This window comes from Uliginosibacterium paludis, assembly GCF_039631355.1.
GTDB lineage: Bacteria > Pseudomonadota > Gammaproteobacteria > Burkholderiales > Rhodocyclaceae > Uliginosibacterium > Uliginosibacterium paludis.
In genome coordinates this window covers 25597-42864 of the sequence record NZ_JBDIVF010000008.1, presented here as the reverse complement: position 1 = coordinate 42864, position 17268 = coordinate 25597, and the positions used below count along the sequence as shown (strand labels likewise).

At 62.7% G+C, this 17268-nt stretch carries 15 protein-coding genes and 1 tRNA gene; 13 read left to right on the top strand and 3 right to left on the bottom strand.

Annotation, left to right across the window (positions count from 1 at the left end; all coding sequences use genetic code 11):
- The first annotated feature begins 6 nt into the window (after nucleotides 1-6).
- The 10 genes from ABDB87_RS16225 to ABDB87_RS16180 all read left to right on the top strand — a co-directional run bounded on the left by ABDB87_RS16225 (nucleotide 7) and on the right by ABDB87_RS16180 (nucleotide 9579).
- The gene (locus ABDB87_RS16225; RefSeq protein WP_345928970.1) at nucleotides 7-654 is read left to right on the top strand and encodes a YfgM family protein; all 648 of its coding nucleotides are present in this window, start codon (nucleotides 7-9) and stop codon (nucleotides 652-654) included.
- Entirely contained in the window at nucleotides 651-1790 is a 1140-nt protein-coding gene (gene bamB, locus ABDB87_RS16220; protein WP_345928968.1) for an outer membrane protein assembly factor BamB, read from the top strand. The genes ABDB87_RS16225 and bamB overlap by 4 nt, the downstream gene beginning before the upstream one ends.
- Nucleotides 1791-1810: 20 nt before the next feature.
- Nucleotides 1811-3145, top strand: coding sequence for a ribosome biogenesis GTPase Der (der, locus tag ABDB87_RS16215; RefSeq protein ID WP_345928966.1), 1335 nt, complete (start codon nucleotides 1811-1813; stop codon nucleotides 3143-3145).
- Nucleotides 3146-3239: 94 nt separating this feature from the next.
- On the top strand, nucleotides 3240-3491 hold the full coding sequence (hfq, locus tag ABDB87_RS16210) for an RNA chaperone Hfq (RefSeq protein ID WP_345928964.1): 252 nt from the start codon (nucleotides 3240-3242) through the stop codon (nucleotides 3489-3491).
- A gap of 106 nt (nucleotides 3492-3597) precedes the next feature.
- A complete protein-coding gene (gene hflX / locus ABDB87_RS16205; protein ID WP_345928962.1) occupies nucleotides 3598-4764 on the top strand; it encodes a GTPase HflX in 1167 nt (388 codons plus the stop codon).
- A 14-nt stretch (nucleotides 4765-4778) separates the two neighbouring features.
- Nucleotides 4779-6020, top strand: a complete 1242-nt coding sequence (hflK, locus tag ABDB87_RS16200; protein WP_345928960.1) for an FtsH protease activity modulator HflK — start codon at nucleotides 4779-4781, stop codon at nucleotides 6018-6020.
- On the top strand, nucleotides 6020-6901 hold the full coding sequence (gene hflC / locus ABDB87_RS16195) for a protease modulator HflC (protein ID WP_345928958.1): 882 nt from the start codon (nucleotides 6020-6022) through the stop codon (nucleotides 6899-6901). Before hflK ends, hflC begins: the two co-directional genes overlap by 1 nt.
- 1 nt (nucleotide 6902) lies before the next feature.
- The gene (locus tag ABDB87_RS16190; protein WP_345928955.1) at nucleotides 6903-7088 is read left to right on the top strand and encodes a DUF2065 domain-containing protein; all 186 of its coding nucleotides are present in this window, start codon (nucleotides 6903-6905) and stop codon (nucleotides 7086-7088) included.
- 7 nt (nucleotides 7089-7095) lie between these two features.
- Nucleotides 7096-8256: an ATP phosphoribosyltransferase regulatory subunit gene (locus ABDB87_RS16185; protein ID WP_345928953.1), complete on the top strand. Its 1161-nt coding sequence runs from the start codon at nucleotides 7096-7098 to the stop codon at nucleotides 8254-8256.
- A gap of 12 nt (nucleotides 8257-8268) precedes the next feature.
- A complete protein-coding gene (locus ABDB87_RS16180) occupies nucleotides 8269-9579 on the top strand; it encodes an adenylosuccinate synthase (protein WP_345928951.1) in 1311 nt (436 codons plus the stop codon).
- A gap of 146 nt (nucleotides 9580-9725) precedes the next feature.
- Here the strand turns inward: ABDB87_RS16180 and ABDB87_RS16175 are convergent.
- Nucleotides 9726-9810, bottom strand: a tRNA-Leu gene (locus ABDB87_RS16175).
- A 75-nt stretch (nucleotides 9811-9885) separates the two neighbouring features.
- On the opposite strand from ABDB87_RS16175, the gene rnr reads away from it, so the two are divergent.
- Together rnr and rlmB are read left to right on the top strand one after the other, a co-directional pair.
- Nucleotides 9886-12594 carry a ribonuclease R gene (gene rnr, locus ABDB87_RS16170; protein ID WP_345928949.1) on the top strand — a complete coding sequence of 903 codons (2709 nt, stop codon included), beginning with the start codon at nucleotides 9886-9888 and terminating at the stop codon, nucleotides 12592-12594.
- A complete protein-coding gene (gene rlmB / locus ABDB87_RS16165) occupies nucleotides 12587-13324 on the top strand; it encodes a 23S rRNA (guanosine(2251)-2'-O)-methyltransferase RlmB (RefSeq protein WP_345928947.1) in 738 nt (245 codons plus the stop codon). Before rnr ends, rlmB begins: the two co-directional genes overlap by 8 nt.
- A gap of 37 nt (nucleotides 13325-13361) precedes the next feature.
- Here the strand turns inward: rlmB and ABDB87_RS16160 are convergent, their stop codons facing one another.
- Entirely contained in the window at nucleotides 13362-13709 is a 348-nt protein-coding gene (locus tag ABDB87_RS16160) for a nucleotide pyrophosphohydrolase (RefSeq protein ID WP_345928945.1), read from the bottom strand.
- Complete coding sequence (locus tag ABDB87_RS16155; RefSeq protein WP_345928943.1) at nucleotides 13693-14688, bottom strand: aminoglycoside phosphotransferase family protein; 996 nt, start codon at nucleotides 14686-14688, stop codon at nucleotides 13693-13695. Before ABDB87_RS16155 ends, ABDB87_RS16160 begins: the two co-directional genes overlap by 17 nt.
- Nucleotides 14689-14798: 110 nt before the next feature.
- Here ABDB87_RS16155 and ABDB87_RS16150 point away from each other — a divergent pair, with 110 nt between their 5' ends.
- Entirely contained in the window at nucleotides 14799-17261 is a 2463-nt protein-coding gene (locus ABDB87_RS16150; RefSeq protein ID WP_345928942.1) for an LPS-assembly protein LptD, read from the top strand.
- Nucleotides 17262-17268 lie beyond the last annotated feature (7 nt).

The window sequence follows — 17268 nt, the reverse complement described above, 5'->3', positions numbered from 1 at the left end:
AAGCACATGGCAGCGTACGACCTCGAAGAACAGGAACAGCTCTCGGCCATCAAGGCCTGGTGGGAAAAGAACGGCAACATCGTCGGCGGTATTGTCCTGGCGGTTGCCGTTGCCGTCGCCGGCGTGCAGGGCTGGCGCTGGTACGACAACAAGCAGGCGGTCGAGGCGGGCGCGATTTACGGCGCGCTGGCTCAGGCTGCCGAGGCAAAGGATGGTGGCAAGGTCGCCGTGCTGGCTGACGAACTGATCAAGAAACACGCCTCCACGACGGCTGCGGCCCTGGGGGTGATGCAGGCCGCCCAGACAGCGATCGAAGCGGGTGACAGCAAGGCCGCGCGCGGCCGTTATGAATGGCTGGTTGCGAGCAAGGCAGATCCGCTGCTCATCGATCTTGCGCGTTTGCGTCTGGCTGCGCTGCAACTGGATGCCAAGGAATTCGATGCCGCGCTGGCCACGCTGCAGGCTGCCCCGGATGCAGGGTTTGCCGCGCGCTACGCTGATCTGCGGGGTGACATCCTGTTTGCCCAGGGCAAGAAGGATGACGCCCGCGCTGCCTACAGGCTGGCGCTCGACGCAGCCAAGGCCAGTGACACCCGGAATCCTGCCTTCCGCGGCATGCTGCAGACCAAGCTTGACGCTCTGGGAGGCGCATGATGAATCGCCGGATCCTGCTGGCTTCGGCCTTGCTCGTGGCACTCGCCGCGTGCTCCTCCAAGTCTTCCAAGCCTGACCTGACGCCCGCGCCCCTGCCGGTTTTCAAGCCGACGGCTGAACTGAGCACCTTGTGGAAGGACAGCCTGTCCTCGCTCGGCGAGTCGCTCCTGGCGCCCGCATTTAATGGCGGCAGCGTCTATGCGGCGGGGCAGAAGGGCGATATCGCACGCTTCGACGCCGCCGGCCGTCAGGTCTGGAAAGTGCGTGCGGAGGCTGCGCTGAGCAGTGGCGTTTCGACCAATGCCCGACATGTGATTGTCGCCAGCAGTGACGGCGTGCTCAGAGCCTATGACGCCGCTGACGGAAAGAGCCTGTGGAACGTGACCCTTGGCGGTGTCGTGCTCTCCGCTCCGCTGTTGACGGATGATCTGGTCGTGGTCCGGGTTGGCGACAGCCAGCTGGTTGCCTATGGTCTGACCGACGGCGCGCGCAAGTGGGTCTATCAGCGCGCGCAGGCCCCTCTTGCCTTGCGCAGTCACTCCGGCATGGGCGCAGCGGGTGGCCTGGTGTTTGCCGGCTTCCCGGGAGGCAAGCTGGTTGCGCTGACCGCAGCGGGCGGCGTTCAGCGCTGGGAGTCGACCATTGCCCAGCCGAAGGGCTCGAATGAAATCGAACGTCTGACCGACATCGTGGGTGAGCCGGTTGTGCGTGGGGATGCCGTGTGCGTTGCCGCGTTCCAGGGGCGTGTCGCTTGCGTTGACGCAGCCACCGGCGGCCAACGCTGGGCGCGCGACATTTCCTCTGCCGTCGGCATCTCGGCTGATGCAGCGGCGGTGTATGTCACCGATACCGATGGCTCTGTCTATGCGCTGGATGCTTCAACCGGCGCGACGGCCTGGAAGCAGGACAAGCTGGCGCGCCGCCGTGTCGGCCGGCCGCTGGTTGCGGGGGACGCAGTGATCGTGGCAGACGGCATGGGCTACCTGCACGCGCTGGATCGCAAGGACGGCAGTTTTCTGGCCAATATGCGGGTGGATTCGTCGGGCGTGCGTGCGCCGCTGCTGGCGCTGCCCAACAATGCGTTTGCCGTGCAGTCGGCAGACGGTGATGTTTATGCCCTGACTCTGCGTCGCTGAGCAGCAGGGCCGGAGTTTTCGTGAAACCTACGCTGGTACTCGTGGGCCGACCCAATGTCGGCAAATCCACGCTTTTCAATCGGCTGACCCGCACGCGCGATGCGCTCGTGGCGGACATGCCGGGCCTGACGCGTGACCGTCACTATGGTCTTGGGCGGGTCGGGTCGCGCTCCTACCTGGTGGTGGATACCGGCGGCTTCGAACCGCTGGCCAAGGATGGCATCGTGGCCGAAATGGCCCGGCAGGCCGAATCGGCGATCGCCGAAGGCGACGCCCTGCTGTTCCTCGTCGACGGCCGTGTCGGACTGACGCCCCATGACAAGCAGATTGCCGATACGCTGCGGCGCTCCGGCAGGCCGGTCTATCTGGCCGTGAACAAGGGCGAGGGCGCGAATCGCGACACTTTCAGCGCCGAATTCCATGAGCTGGGTTTCGGCACGCCCTACGTGATTTCGTCCGCGCATGGCGAAGGCGTCCGGCAGCTGATCGATCTTGTCATGGAGCGTTTTCCGGAGGATCCGGAAGATCAGGATGCCGACGAGAAGGGGCCGCGCGTTGCGATTGTCGGTCGCCCCAATGTGGGCAAGTCGACGCTCATCAATGCACTGCTGGGCGAAGACCGCGTCATCGCCTTTGACATGCCGGGTACGACCCGAGACGCCATCGAGGTGCCGTTCGAGCGCAACGGCCGAGCCTACACGCTCATCGATACCGCAGGACTTCGCCGGCGTGGCAAGGTGTTCGAGGCGATCGAGAAGTTCTCGGTCATCAAGACGCTGCAAGCGGTGGAAGAGGCCAATGTTGCTGTGCTGGTGCTTGATGCCAGCCAGGATATTTCCGATCAGGATGCACACATTGCGGGCTTCGTGCTCGAAGCCGGGCGTGCCCTGGTGCTGGCGATCAACAAGTGGGATTGCGTTGATGATTACCGGCGCGAACGCGTCAAGGCGGAAATCGCGCGCAAGCTCTATTTCCTGGATTTCGCGCGGCATCACTACATCTCGGCGCTCGAATCCACCGGTATCGGCCCGCTGCTGAAGTCGGTCGATCTCGCGTATGCGGCTGCCATGGTCAAGCTCGCTACGCCCAAGCTCACGCGGGCGCTGCAGACGGCCATCACCAAACAGCAGCCGCCTCGTCAGGGCGTGTTCCGGCCAAAGATGCGCTACGCGCACCAGGGCGGCCAGAATCCGCCTGTTGTGGTGATACACGGCAATGCGCTGGATCACATTCCCGATGCCTATCGCCGCTATCTCGAGCGCAGTTTCGTGGAAACATTCAAACTGCAGGGCACGCCGCTGCGGATCGAGTTCCGCTCCGCCCGGAACCCCTATGCGGACAAGGACTATCCCTGATACCCTTTCCCCCTTTGGGCAGTGCCTGCTGGCTGCCCGCCCATGTTTCACTGAACACGTTTTCCAATAACAATACTGACGAGGGCCACAAACCATGAGCAACAAAGGCCAGATGCTGCAAGACCCCTTTCTCAATACGCTGCGCAGGGAGCACATCCCCGTATCCATCTACCTGGTGAATGGCATCAAGTTGCAGGGGCATGTCGAGTCTTTTGACCAGTACGTCGTGCTGCTCAAGAACACCGTGACCCAGATGGTCTACAAGCACGCCATTTCCACGGTCGTTCCCGCACGCGCCGTGAGCATTCCGCACGAACCCGCCGGTGAAGCGCCCGCCAAGGACTGAGCCGTGCTCCCGGTAACCCCATCCTCGGTTACCGGCTCCTGCTTTCATCTGAATCCGGATCTGTCCTCAGCGTGTGGCTGCGGGCAGGTCCTGTTCTGTCGACCTCATGTTTGATCGCCCCGAATCCGAAGGTAATCGTGCCGTACTTGTCCAGCTTGACTTTGGCGAGGGCGGGGTCAGCGAGCAGCTGGCCGAATTGCAGATGCTGGCGGGCTCTGCAGGGGCTGAAACCCTGGCGCTTGTACAGGGGCGCCGTCGCGCACCGGATCCAGCGCTCTTTGCGGGCTCCGGCAAGGTCGACGAGATTCTGGCTGCCGCACAAGCTGTTGCCGCCGACATCGTCATCTTCAATCACGAGCTTTCGGCCGGTCAGCAGCGCAATCTGGAGCGTGTGCTGCAGCGGCGAGTGATCGACCGCACGACGCTCATCCTCGATATTTTCGCGCTGCGCGCGCAAAGCCATGAGGGCAAGCTGCAGGTGGAGTTGGCTCAGCTTGAGCACCTTGCTACGCGCCTGGTAAGGGGCTGGACCCACCTTGAGCGCCAGAAGGGCGGGATCGGTCTGCGCGGCCCGGGTGAAAAGCAGCTTGAAACCGATCGTCGTCTGCTGGGCAAGCGGGTGGCCCTGCTGAAAGACCGCTTGCGCCAGCTGGAAAAGCAGCGCAAGGTCCGCAGGCGTTCGAGGGAACGCAGCGAGATTCCGGTGGTCTCACTGGTCGGATATACCAATGCAGGAAAATCCACCTTGTTCAACGCCCTGACCAAGGCGGGCGCCTACGCGGCCGACCAGTTGTTTGCCACGCTCGACACCACGTCGCGCAGGGTGTACCTCAGCGAGGCTCAGCGCAACATGGTGCTCTCTGACACCGTCGGCTTCATCCGCGACCTGCCGCACTCGGTGGTCGCTGCGTTTCATGCGACGCTGGAGGAAACTTCCCGTGCAGACATCCTGCTGCATGTCGTGGATGCTTCTTCGCCGGATCGCGAAGCGCAGATCGATGTCGTCAATGGCGTGTTGCAGGAAATCGGTGCAGGGGATGTTCCGCAGATCCAGGTGTGGAACAAGATGGATCTGACTCAGGGTGTCCCGGGAGTCGAAGAGGATGGCTATGGTAAAATTTCGCGCATTTTGCTCAGCGCTCGGACGGGTGACGGGCTGGGTTTGCTGCGTGAAGCCCTGGCGTCCCGGTTGTTCCCGATAGAGGTTGCTGGTGAGGCCGATCAGGCAGAGCCAGTTTTTCCAACGGAAAGTTCAGACCAGAAAAGCTCATGATTACCGGACTCATCATGTCAATCAACGATCCTCGCTGGGGCAGCCAGAAGCCCGAGGACGGAAAGCGCAATGCCGATCAGGGGCCGCCTGATCTCGAAGACATCTGGCGTGACTTCAACAGCCGCCTCGGTGGCATGTTCGGTCGCAAGGGCGGTGGCGGTTCCGGCGATGCGCCGCCACCTCCGTCCCCGGTGTCCGCCCGGCAAATGGGTGGGGGCGTCGGCCTGGTGATTCTCGCGGCGCTGGCGCTCTGGCTGGGCAGCGGCTTCTACACGGTGGATGCGAGTCAGCGTGGCGTCGTGCTGCGTTTCGGCAAGCTGCAGGAAGTGACCAACGAAGGTCTGCGCTGGCATTTTCCCTATCCGATAGAGAGTGTGGAGCTCGTTAACGCCACGCGCGTGCGGACCGTCGAAATCGGTTTCCGGGCGAGCGACAGGGCCAAGAACCTGCATGAGTCACTGATGCTGACGGATGACGAGAACATCATCAACATCCAGTTTGCCGTGCAGTACACCCTCAGCGATCCGGCGGCCTTCCTCTTCACCAACAAGGATGGCGACCAGACTGTCCGTCAGGCTGCCGAGTCCGCCATGCGGGAAATCGTCGGCAAGAGCAAGATGGATTTTGTGCTCTATGAAGGGCGCGAGGCCATCGCGAAGGAAGCTCAGCTGCTGATCCAGCGCATGCTGGACGACTATCATCTGGGCACCTACAAGAGCAGCGGGATCCAGGTGTCCAAGGTCACCATGCAGAATGCCCAGCCGCCCGAGCAGGTTCAGGAAGCTTTCAATGATGCGGTCAAGGCCGGCCAGGATCGCGAGCGCCTGAAGAACGAAGGTCAGGCCTATTTCAATGACGTGGTGCCCAAGGCGGAGGGCTCGGCAGCCCGGCTGCGTGAAGAGGCAAAGGGCTACGCTTCACGCGTGGTTGCCCAGGCGGAAGGTGATGCCAGCCGGTTCAAGCAGGTCTTTGCCGAATACTCCAAGGCCCCCGAAGTGACACGCAACCGGATGTATATCGACGCGATGCAGCAGGTCTACAGCAACACCACCAAGATCCTCGTCGATGCCAAGGGCAACGGCAATCTGCTCTACCTTCCGCTGGACAAGCTGATGCAGGTCAGCGCGCCGTCTGCCGACGCCGCTGCTCCGGCAGCTGCGGCAAACTCTCGCCCGGCTGCCGACCTGCCGCAGGTGCGTGCCGAAACGGAAGTCCGCCGTGAGTCGCTTCGCTCGCGTGAAAGGGGAGATCGCTGATGAACGCCCGTCTTCCCGTGATTCTGGGGGCGCTGCTGCTGGCGGCTGCGCTTCTGTCCATGTCCGTCTTCACGCTGGATCAGCGCAACTACGCGCTGGTGTTCCAGCTTGGGGAAATCAAGCGCTTCGAAGTGGAGCCCGGACTGAAGTTCAAGCTGCCCCTGGTGCAGGACGTGAAGTTCTTCGATCGCCGCATCCTCACGCTTGATACGACCGAGTCCGAGCTGTTCCAGACCGCCGAAAAGAAGAATGTGCTGGTCGATTCTTTCGTGAAATGGCGCATCAAGGATCCTTCGGTGTTCTATCGCGCTTTCGGCGTCGAGGAAACACGTGCGCGGCTGCGTCTCGAGCAGACCATCAATGCCGTTCTGCGTGAGGAGTTCGGCAAGCGCCAGGTGCATGACGTGATCTCCGGCGAGCGCCACAAGCTCATGGCGGTGGTCAAGGGCAAGGCCGCTGCAGAGTCGATCCAGTACGGCGTCGAGATCGTTGACGTGCGCGTCAAGCGTGTCGAGCTGCCCAATGATGTGAGCGAGTCGGTCTATCGACGCATGGAGGCCGAGCGCAAGCGTGTGGCCAATGAGCTGCGTTCGACCGGCGCTGCTGAAGCAGAGCAGATCAAGGCAGATGCCGATCGCCGGCGTGAGGTGGTGGTGGCGGAAGCCTATCGCGATGCCCAGATCCTCAAGGGGGAGGGGGACGCAAAAGCCGCCGCGGTCTATGCGGAAGCCTTCGGGCGCAGCCCCGAGTTCTATCGCTTCTGGCGCAGCATGGATGCCTACAAACAGTCTTTCCGGAACAAGAACGACATGCTGGTCGTCGATCCTTCGTCCGACTTCTTCAAGTACATGAAGAGCGGCGGCAAGGATTCCGGCAAGTAAGATGCTGCGTGACCTGATGGCCGCACTGGCTTTGATGCTGGTGATCGAAGGCCTTGCTCCCCTGTGCGTGCCGGCAGCCTGGCGCGCCACCTTCCAGCGCATGACCGGCTGGGCCGACGGGCAGATCCGCTTTGCGGGTCTGCTGTCGATCCTGGCCGGCGTGCTGCTCTTCACTTTTGTCCGTTAAGAATCTCATGGCTTTACCGCGCTGGGCGCTGCCCGAATATTTCGAAGACGTGCTGCCGCATGAGGCGCAGCGGATCGAGCGCTTGCGTCGCGTGCTGCTCGACGAGTTTCGCCTTCACGGCTATCAGTACGTGATTCCGCCGATGGCTGAATTCGTCGATTCGCTCGTCTCCGGAACCGGGCAGAAGATGGCTGACGCCATGTTCAAGTTCGTGGATCAGCTGACCGGGCGCTCGATGGCCCTGCGTGCTGACACGACACCTCAGGTTACCCGTATCGATGCGCACCTGCTCAATCGCAGCGGTGTGACGCGGCTGTGTTATTGCGGTCCGGTGGTGCATGTGCTGCCCCGCACGATGACCGCCTCGCGCGAGCCGCTCCAGATCGGTGCCGAGCTGTATGGTCACGCCGGTATCGAAGCGGATGTGGAAGTTCTGCGCCTGCTGTCGCGCACGCTGACGCTCAGCGGTGCGGACGCTGTCCGGATCGATGTCGGGCATATCGGGCTCTTCCGCGCGCTGAGCCGTCTTGCCGAGCTCACGCCCGAGTCGGAGGAGACGCTGTTCAACATCCTGCAGGGCAAGGACGTGCCTGCGCTGCGTGACTTCGTCGCCAATATTGCCGAGCCCGCACGCTCCGGGTTGCTCGCGCTGCCGGGGCTCTACGGTGATGCCAACGTTCTGGTCCGGGCACGCGATGTCTTGCCCGACCTGCCCGGCGTACATTCGGCACTGGACGAACTCCTGCACCTTGCCAGGCATTTTGGCGAGCGCAGCCTGAGCTTTGATCTGGCAGATCTGCGTGGCTATCACTACCACACGGGCTTGATGTTTGCCGCCTACTGCGGCGCTTCGCCCACCGCCATCGCGCTGGGCGGGCGCTACAACGAAGTCGGCCGCGCGTTCGGTCGTCCGCGTCCGGCCACCGGCTTCAGCCTTGATCTGCGGGAGCTGGCTGCGTTGGGGCCGGATGCCGCGATTCCGGGTGCGATTCTCTCGCCGCTGGAGGCCTCGGCGGATCTTGAAACGCTGGTGACGCAGTTGCGCGCTGCCGGTGAAGTGGTGATGCCGGAACTGCCCGGGCATGCGGGAGACTGGCGCGAAGCCGGTTGCGACCGTCGTATCGTGTTGAAGGATGGCGCATGGCGCGTCGTCGCTCTGGAAGACTGAGGAAGATTCAAAATGGCAAAGAATGTGGTGGTCGTCGGCACGCAGTGGGGCGACGAAGGCAAGGGCAAGATCGTCGATTGGCTGACGGATCATGCTCAGGGCGTGGTGCGTTTCCAGGGCGGCCACAATGCCGGCCACACGCTCGTGATTGGCGAGAAGGAGTACAAGCTCAATCTGGTGCCTTCGGGCATCGTTCGCGAGGGCGTGCAGTGCTACATCGGTAATGGCGTGGTGCTCGACATCCACCATCTGCTCTCGGAAATTGCCGTGCTGGAGAAGGATGGCATCGAAGTCCGCTCACGCCTCAAGCTGAGCCCTGGCTGCCCGTTGATCCTTGCCTATCACTCGGCCATCGATCGTGCGCGCGAGGCTCGCAAGGCTGCTTGCGACAAGATCGGCACCACCGGCAAGGGGATCGGCCCGACCTATGCCGACAAGGTCGCGCGCCGCGCGCTGCGCGTCTATGACCTCTTCAATCCCGAGCGTTTCGCGATCAAGCTGCGCGAGGTGCTCGACTATCACAATTTCGTGCTGACGCAGTATCTGGGCGCCGAGGCGGTCGACTTCCAGACCGTGTTCGATCAGGCGATGAAGGATGCCGAGGCGATCCGTCCGATGGTCTCGGACATCTCCGATGATCTGTATGCCGCCAATGCTGCCGGTCAGAACCTGCTTTTCGAGGGCGCGCAAGGCACGCTGCTGGACATTGATCACGGCACCTATCCTTTCGTGACCTCGTCGAACTGTGTCTCGGGACAGGCTGCGGCCGGCTCGGGCGTCGGTCCGGGCATGCTGCACTACGTGCTGGGTATCACCAAAGCCTACTGCACACGCGTCGGCGGCGGCCCCTTCCCGAGCGAACTGGATATCGAGACCAAGGGTACGCCCGGCGAGCAGATGTCCACGGTGGGGCGTGAATTCGGCACCGTTACCGGGCGCAAGCGCCGCTGCGGCTGGTTCGATGCGGCAGCACTGCGTCGCTCGGCTCGCATCAACGGTTTGACCGGCCTCTGCATTACCAAGCTTGACGTGCTGGATGGTCTGGACGAGCTGAAAATCTGTACCGGTTACATGCTTCACGGCAAGAAGATCGAATTGCTTCCGATCGGTGCAGATGATGTGGCAGCGTGTGAGCCGATTTTCGAAACCATGCCGGGCTGGAAGGGCACCACCTTCCGGGTCAAGCAGTGGGATGCCTTGCCGGTCGAGGCGCGCAATTATCTGAAGCGGCTGGAAGAGGTGTGTGGTGTGCCGATCGCGATTGTGTCGACGGGCCCGGAACGCGATGAAACCATTCTGAGGCAACATCCGTTTGCTGTCTGATCCGTGCAAGAAGGCCGGCGTTTGCCGGCCTTCTGTTTTGGCCGGCTCGCCGGCGTGCATTCCGTTTTTCGTGCGGACCGAACAGTTGTCTGGCGGCAACGGAAAAGAAAAAAGCCAGCTCGATGAGCTGGCTTTTCCTGCGAATCTGGTGCCCAGGAGAGGACTCGAACCTCCACACCTTGCGGCACTAGTACCTGAAACTAGCGCGTCTACCAATTTCGCCACCTGGGCAATTCGCTGCAGCAGCAGCGAAGAACAGAATTATAAGGCACAATTTCAAAGAGTCAACAGGAGAACAAGAACAAAATGAAGAAAACCAGAATTTCCAAGATCCGCCGCGCAGATCCCTTTTACGAACGCGAGGCGGAGAAGTACGAATCCCCCTTGCCTTCCCGCGAGTACATCCAGCAGATACTGGAGTTGGCGGCCTGTCCGCTTGCGATCTCCGAACTGGCGGTCGAGCTCGAGATTACCGAAGAGGAAATGCCGCATTTCGAGCGACGCCTGGGGGCCATGGAGCGCGCCGGGCAGTTGATGCGCAACCGGCGCGGGAGCTACATCCTGCCGGACAAGGCGGATCTGATTCGCGGCAAGGTGGAAGGGCATCCGGACGGTTTCGGCTTTCTGGTGCCGGAGGACGGTGGCGAAGACCTCTTTCTCGGGCCGCGTGCGATGCGCGAGGTGCTGCATGGCGACCGCGTGCTTGGGCGTGCGGTCGGCGTGGATCAGCGCGGCCGGCGTGAAGCCAGGATCATCGAGGTGCTGGAGCGGGCCAACTCGCGTGTCATCGGTCGCGTAGTCGTCGAGGCCGGCGTGGCGTCGGTGTTGCCGGAAAACCGGCGCATCAGCCAGGCTATCCTGCTGGCGCCGGGCGGGCGCCACAAGCCTGCCGCAGGCCAGGTGGTCACGGTGGAGTTGCTGCAGCAGCCGAGTCAGTACAGTCAGCCGATCGGCCAGATTGTCGAGACGCTGGGCAATTACGCCGACGACGGCATGGAAATCGAAATTGCCCTGCGCAAGCACGATCTGCCTTTCGAATTCCCCGAGGCAGCGAAGGCCGAGGCGAAGAAGCTGCCAACGGCCGTGCGCAAGAAGGACTGGCAATGGGAGGGCGGTGTGCGCGAAGACATCCGCCATCTGCCGCTGGTGACGATCGATGGTGAGACCGCGAAGGACTTCGATGACGCGGTCTATTGCGAAAAGCAGGGCAGGGGGTATCGCCTGATCGTGGCGATTGCCGATGTCAGCCACTATGTGACATCGGGCTCCGCGCTGGATGCCGAGGCGCTCAACCGGGGGAACTCGGTTTATTTTCCGCGTCGCGTGATTCCGATGCTGCCGGAAAAGATTTCCAACGGTCTTTGTTCGATCAATCCGGAGGTCGAGCGCCTGTGCATGGTCTGCGACATGTCGATCAACGTCAGCGGAGCGATCAAGGCTTACCGGTTCTACCCGGCCGTGATGTATTCCCATGCCCGCCTGACCTACAACAAGGTTGCCGCGATGCTGTATGGCGACGCGGAGGGCGTGCGTGACGAGGCGCTGCGCGAAACGCATGCCCCCTTGCTGCCGCATCTCGAGGCGCTGGATACGCTGTTCCGGATCCTGCTCAAGGCGAGGGCCAGGCGCGGCGCGATCGAGTTCGAAACGGTCGAGACGAAAATGATCTTCGATGCCGGCGGCAAGATCGAGCGGATCGTGCCGGAGTCTCGTAACGATGCTCATCGCCTGATCGAGGAATGCATGCTGGCCGCGAATGTCTGCGCATCGGAGTTCCTGCAGAAGCACAAGCAACCCGCGCTGTACCGGGTGCACGAGGGGCCGGCGGCCGAGAAGCTCGAAAAGCTGCGGCAGTTCCTTGCCGAATTCGGACTTTCGCTGGGGGGCGGAGACACTCCGAAGGCGGCGGATTTTGCGAAGCTGGTCGAGCGCATCAAGGATCGGCCGGATGCACAACTCATTCAGACGGTGATGCTGCGGTCGATGCAGCAGGCCGTCTATTCACCGGAAAACGTCGGCCATTTCGGCCTGGCCTATGAGGCCTATACCCACTTCACTTCGCCCATCAGGCGCTATCCGGATCTGCTGGTGCACCGCGCCATCAAGGCGGTGCTGCAGGGCGTGAAGTACATGCCCGCCACCGGGCCTGTCGAGCTGCTCAAGGACACCCGGCGCAAGAAGGGAAGCAAGCAGCCGGACGAGGCGTTCGCACGCGCAGCGAGAGAGGCGGAGAAGAGGCGCGCTTCGGTGGAGAAGAACGGAATCTGGGAAGACGTCGGTGTGCATTGCTCGCAGACCGAGCGGCGCGCCGATGAGGCCAGTCGTGATGTGGAAACCTGGCTCAAGTGTTTCTACATGCAGGACCGGATCGGCGAAAAATACAGCGGGGTCGTCACGGCCGTGACCTCCTTTGGTATCTTCGTGACCCTCGATGAGCTCTTCGTTGAAGGGCTGGTGCACATCTCGGATCTGGGCGCGGATTATTTCCATTACGACGAAGCGCGACATGCACTGGTCGGCGAGCGCAGTGGCCAGCAGTTCAGGCTGTCCGACCGGGTGAGCGTGGAGCTGGTCCGGGTAGATCTGGAGTCGCGCAAGATCGATTTCCGCCTGGTCGAGGGCGTAGCCCGGCCGACGGCGCGGCTTGGCAAGACGGCACGCGAACGTCATATCGACATCCTGCCGGAAGAGGCTCCGCCGGCAGTAAAGGCGCCCCGCACGCGTCGCGCAGCGCCGGCAAAGCCTGCTCCGGAGGCGTCGCCGGTACCGGTCGCGGAGAGCAAGCCTGCGTCGCGCAAGAAGGCCTCCGCGCCGGTCGTGGAAGACGACGAGCCGGTCAGCTGGCGTGAGCTGGCGGGGGTGCCGCCTCGCGGCAGCGATACGGTGAAGGCCGCGCTCCTGGGAGGCACCGGCCGTCACACCAAACCAGAAGATGCACCCGTGTCACGGGCTCGCAAACCATCGGGTGCAAGTGCGCCCGCAACCGCAAGGAAGAAAGGAAGCCGTCGTGGCTGATTCGCGTTTCATTCATGGGTTTCACGCTGTATCGGCCAAGCTGCGCCACGATCCGGATGCCATTCTGGAGTTGCATGTCGCCGCTCAGCGTGGTGATGCCCGGGCGCGCGAACTGCTGGCAAAGGCCGAAGCCGCGGGGTTGCGGATCATTCCGACCGACTCCGCCCGGCTTGACGGCATGGCGGGGACCCATCGCCACCAGGGCGTGGTGGCGCGAATCGATCCGCGCCACAAGGTGCTGCATCTGGGCGATATCCTGGAGGATCTGACGGAAAACGCCCTGTTCCTGGTGCTCGATGGCATCACCGATCCGCACAATCTCGGCGCCTGCCTGCGGGTGGCGGACGCTGCCGGCGTTCATGCGGTGATCGCGCCCAAGGACCGTGCTGTGGGGCTCAACGCCACGGCGGTAAAAGTGGCGAGCGGCGCGGCAGATACGGTGCCCTATATTGTCGTGACCAATCTTGCGCGCACGCTGCGGGAGTTGAAGGATGCGGGTGTGTGGTGCATCGGTGCGGCGGGAGAGGCCACGAAAGACGTCTATGAAATCGACCAGAAAGGCCCGGTGGCCTGGGTCCTCGGGGCTGAGGGCGATGGCCTGCGCCGGCTGACCCGGGACACCTGTGACGAGCTGGCAAGGATTCCCATGCTGGGCTCGGTCGAGAGCCTTAACGTGTCCGTCGCCTCGGGCATCTGCCTCTTCGAGGCCCGCCGGCAGCGGCGAGCCTGAGCACTGGCCGGGCGCCGGGGAGGCGCCCGTACTTGCCTCAGTCCCGTTGTTTTGGCGGGTATTTGCGGGCGTTCATTTCAATCTTGTTGCGCACGGCGGCGTCGAGATCAATGCCCAGCACCATGGCTATCCGCATCAGGTAGAGAAAGACGTCAGCCACTTCCTGCCGAACATGCTCGGCTTCGGGGGTTGCCATGATCGCCTCGGCTTCCGCGTCGGTTTTCCACTGGAAAATCTCGGCCAGCTCGCCCACTTCTCCGGTCAGCGCGAGGAGCAGGTTGCGCGGATTGTGAAAGCTGTCCCAGTCCCTTGCGCGCGCGAACTCCGTCAGCACGGCCTCCAGCCGGGCGGTGTCGATCAGCGGGTTCTCAGAATGTGTAGCCAACCTGGACCTCCTCGGGTTCGAGCCGCTCAAGCAGTTGCAGCAGGGGTTTGAGTTCGCGATAGCGGCGGCAGGTGGCCTTCAGATAGTGCATGACCAGCGGCATGTCCTTGAGGTAGCCCTCCTTGCCGTCACGGTGGCACAGGCGCGCAAAGATGCCGAGCACCTTGATGTGGCGCTGGGCGCCCATGAACTCGTAGTCGCGATGAAAGTCCGAGAAGTCGGGTCTGACCGGCAGGCCGAGCTTGCGTGCGATCTCCCAGTAGCGAACCAGCCAGTCGAGCGTCTGCTCTTCTTCCCAGTGGATGTAGGCGTCCTTGAAGAGCGAAACCAGGTCATAGGTGATCGGGCCGTACACCGCGTCCTGGAAATCGAGCACGCCGGGGTTCGGGGTGCTGAGCATCAGGTTGCGGCAGTGGAAGTCGCGATGCACATAGACCTTCGGCTCGGCAAGATTTACCGCCAGGATCTGCTCGAACACCGCCATCAGCGATTGCGTTTCCTGCTCGGAGAGGCTGACGCCCTTGTGACGGGAGACATACCACTCGGGAAACAGCATGAGTTCGCGCAGCAGCAGGGCTCGGTCGTAGTCGGGCAGCTTGCCCGGCTGACTCGCGCGCTGGATGGCGGCCAGTGCGCCCAGCGCATCGGCATAGAGTTCGCTGGCGTTTTCAGGAGTGAGCGCCGAGAGGTAGGTGGTGTTGCCAAGGTCGGAGAGGAGCAGGAAGCCCTGTTCCAGGTCCTGCGCGAAAACATGCGGGACGTGCACGCCCGCTGCCTCGAAAAGCCCTGCGACATGCAGGAAAGGACGGCAGTCTTCATGGCTGGGCGGGGCGTCCATGACGATGCGCTGGTCGCCCTCTGCGAGGGTTACGCGAAAGTAGCGGCGGAAGCTTGCGTCGGCGGACGCTACCGACAGCTCGTAGGGTGTGCCGCCCAGGGTTTGCTCAAGCCAGGCATGAATTTGTTGCAGGCGATCCAAGGTGTGCTCCGGTAGAGGTGTTGCGCTCATGTAAAATGCCGGCCAATCTTACCAAACGCGGCAGGCATGGCTTGTTGCCTTCCCGATCACCTCTCCTGCGCAAGGTTTTCATGAACCGAATCCGTGTCATGCATCAGGAGCCGCCCGTCCGGGCGACTCGTCGCCGGCAGTTGGCTCTGGCCGTGATGGCCGCTCTTCCGATCGTGGCGCAGGGCCAATCCCTGACTGTGGATCCGCGTCTGCTGGGCGACAAGGCGTCGGTGCCGGAGGCGGCCGCTTCGGCGCCTCGTGCAACGCCGGACGACACGGGGAAAGCGCCGAAAACCGTCCGACCTGCCGACACTCGCCGCGCGCCGCTCAGCGCACCCGCACCCGCACTGGCTGCTGCTCCGGAGGCGAAGGAAAAACTCGACCCGCGCGCCACCCGGATCGAGGCGCGTCGCATCGACGGTCGCGACCAGGTCAATATGGTCGCGCAGGAAAATGTGCGTCTGGATCGTGGCGACATGACGCTGACCAGCGACAAGCTGTTCTACGACCAGATCGCCAATGAAGTGACGGCAGAGGGTTCGGTCAAGCTGGTTCGCGGTGGCGACCAGATCGAAGGGCCGAAGGCGCGGGTGAATCTCGATACCCTGTATGGCGAGGTCGAAACGCCCAACTATGTGCTGCAGCGCGAGCGCAAGGTCTCGGGGCAGCTGAGCGGGCAGGGCCGCAGCGTCGATCCCAATGCCAAGGCGCTGACCCGGATGGTGCGAGGCTCCGGCGAAGCCGATCTGCTCAAGCTCGAAGGCGAGAACCAGTATCAGCTCAGCAACGCGACCTACACGACCTGCCCGGCGCCGGATCCTTCCTGGTACCTGCGCATGAACGAACTGAATCTCGATTTCGATCGAGACAAGGGTGAGGCCTGGAACAGCACCCTCGTTTTCAAGAATGTGCCGATCGCCTACACGCCGTGGGTGGACTTCCCGCTCAGCGGTGGCCGGCAGTCGGGCTTCCTGCCGCCGACCCTTGGCAGCTCGACCAATAATGGCATCGATGCCTCGCTGCCCTATTACTTCAATCTCGCGCCGAATTACGATGCGACGCTGGCGCCGCGCTGGATGAGCGAGCGTGGCGTGCAGCTGGGGGGCGAGTTCCGCTATCTGAATGCGAAGTCCAATGGCAACCTGCGCGGCGAATACATGCCCGAGGACAAGGTCGAGCAGCGCTCCCGTTCCGTCGTTGCCTGGAAGCATCAGCAGGACTTCGGCTACGGGCTGAGCGGCGCGGTCGATGCGACCCAGGTTTCGGACAAGACCTACTTTACCGATCTGAGCTCCAAGATCGCGGCGACCTCGCAATCCACGCTGAACCAGCAAGCAACGCTGAACTACAACAGCGGCAGCTGGCTGACGGGCGGCGTGCTGGTGCAGCGCTATCAGGTGCTGTCCGGTTCCGAGCCCTACAGTCGTCGTCCCCAGTTGTCCCTGACGGCGACCCAGGCGGATTTCCACGGCCTCTCGATGACGATGCCGATGGAATACACCAGCTTCGCGAGCGCGAGCGCGGTCGATGGCCAGCGCAGCATGGCCTATCCCCAGATCTCCTACCCGATGCAGAGCTCGGCGTTTTTCCTGACGCCGAAGGTCGGGGTGCACGCTTCGCACTACCAGCTCGATGAGCCGGCGAGCAATGGCGATACCTCGCTCAATCGCAGCGTGCCGATCCTGACGCTGGATTCCGGCGTGGTGTTCGAGCGTGAAACGGAGTCGAATGGCGTCGCGCAGATCCAGACCCTGGAGCCGCGGCTCTATTACGCGCGCTCGGCCTATCGCGACCAGAGCGCCTTCCCCGTGTTCGACACGGCCAAGGCGGATTTCAATTTCGCGCAGATCTTTTCGGAAAATGCCTACTCCGGCAGTGACCGCATTTCGGATTCCAATCAGCTCACTGCAGGTTTGCAGTCGCGCATGATCGAAGCGCAGAGTGGCGAAGAGTGGATGCGCTATGCCCTGGCGCAGCGTTTCTATTTTTCGGATCAACGCGTGACGCTGCCCGGCGAAACCACGCGCGAAGGGCGGGTGGCCAATATCCTGGGGGGCGTGTCGGGGCGGGTACAGAAGAATCTGTGGGCCGAAACCGCTCTGCAGTACGACCCGCGTGTCGGCCTCTGGCAGCGCGCAGTTGCCGGGTTCCGTTACCAGCCGGCTTACGCCAAGGTGGCCTCGGTCAGCTACCGCTACAAGCGGGACGAGTCCCGCAACATCGACTTCTCCGCGCAATGGCCGTTGTGGGGGAACTGGTATGGCGTCGGCCGCTATGACCTCAATCTGCGTGAAAAACGCGCAAGCGAGGTCATTGCCGGTCTCGAATATCAGGGGGATTGCTGGGTGCTGCGCACAGCCTGGCAGACCCTGGTGACCTCGACCACCAAGCGGAACAACTCGTTCTTCATCCAGCTGGAGTTCAACGGCCTGGCTTCGGTTGGATCAAGCCCGGTGAACCTGCTCAAGCGCAGCGTGGGCGGATATGGCAAGATCAACGACCCGGCCGTCGGCGACCCGATGTTCGGCGGTTCCGACGATTAACGGTGTT

Excerpts from the sequence above, each read along its gene's own strand:
- hflK (WP_345928960.1), top strand. The coding sequence starts at position 4,779 with ATGTCAATCAACGATCCTCGCTGGGGCAGCCAGAAGCCCGAGGACGGA.
- ABDB87_RS16150 (WP_345928942.1), top strand. The coding sequence starts at position 14,799 with ATGAACCGAATCCGTGTCATGCATCAGGAGCCGCCCGTCCGGGCGACT.
- hflC (WP_345928958.1), top strand. The coding sequence starts at position 6,020 with ATGAACGCCCGTCTTCCCGTGATTCTGGGGGCGCTGCTGCTGGCGGCT.
- hfq (WP_345928964.1), top strand. The coding sequence starts at position 3,240 with ATGAGCAACAAAGGCCAGATGCTGCAAGACCCCTTTCTCAATACGCTG.
- hflX (WP_345928962.1), top strand. The coding sequence starts at position 3,598 with ATGTTTGATCGCCCCGAATCCGAAGGTAATCGTGCCGTACTTGTCCAG.
- ABDB87_RS16180 (WP_345928951.1), top strand. The coding sequence starts at position 8,269 with ATGGCAAAGAATGTGGTGGTCGTCGGCACGCAGTGGGGCGACGAAGGC.
- rnr (WP_345928949.1), top strand. The coding sequence starts at position 9,886 with ATGAAGAAAACCAGAATTTCCAAGATCCGCCGCGCAGATCCCTTTTAC.
- ABDB87_RS16190 (WP_345928955.1), top strand. The coding sequence starts at position 6,903 with ATGCTGCGTGACCTGATGGCCGCACTGGCTTTGATGCTGGTGATCGAA.
- ABDB87_RS16225 (WP_345928970.1), top strand. The coding sequence starts at position 7 with ATGGCAGCGTACGACCTCGAAGAACAGGAACAGCTCTCGGCCATCAAG.
- bamB (WP_345928968.1), top strand. The coding sequence starts at position 651 with ATGATGAATCGCCGGATCCTGCTGGCTTCGGCCTTGCTCGTGGCACTC.
- ABDB87_RS16185 (WP_345928953.1), top strand. The coding sequence starts at position 7,096 with ATGGCTTTACCGCGCTGGGCGCTGCCCGAATATTTCGAAGACGTGCTG.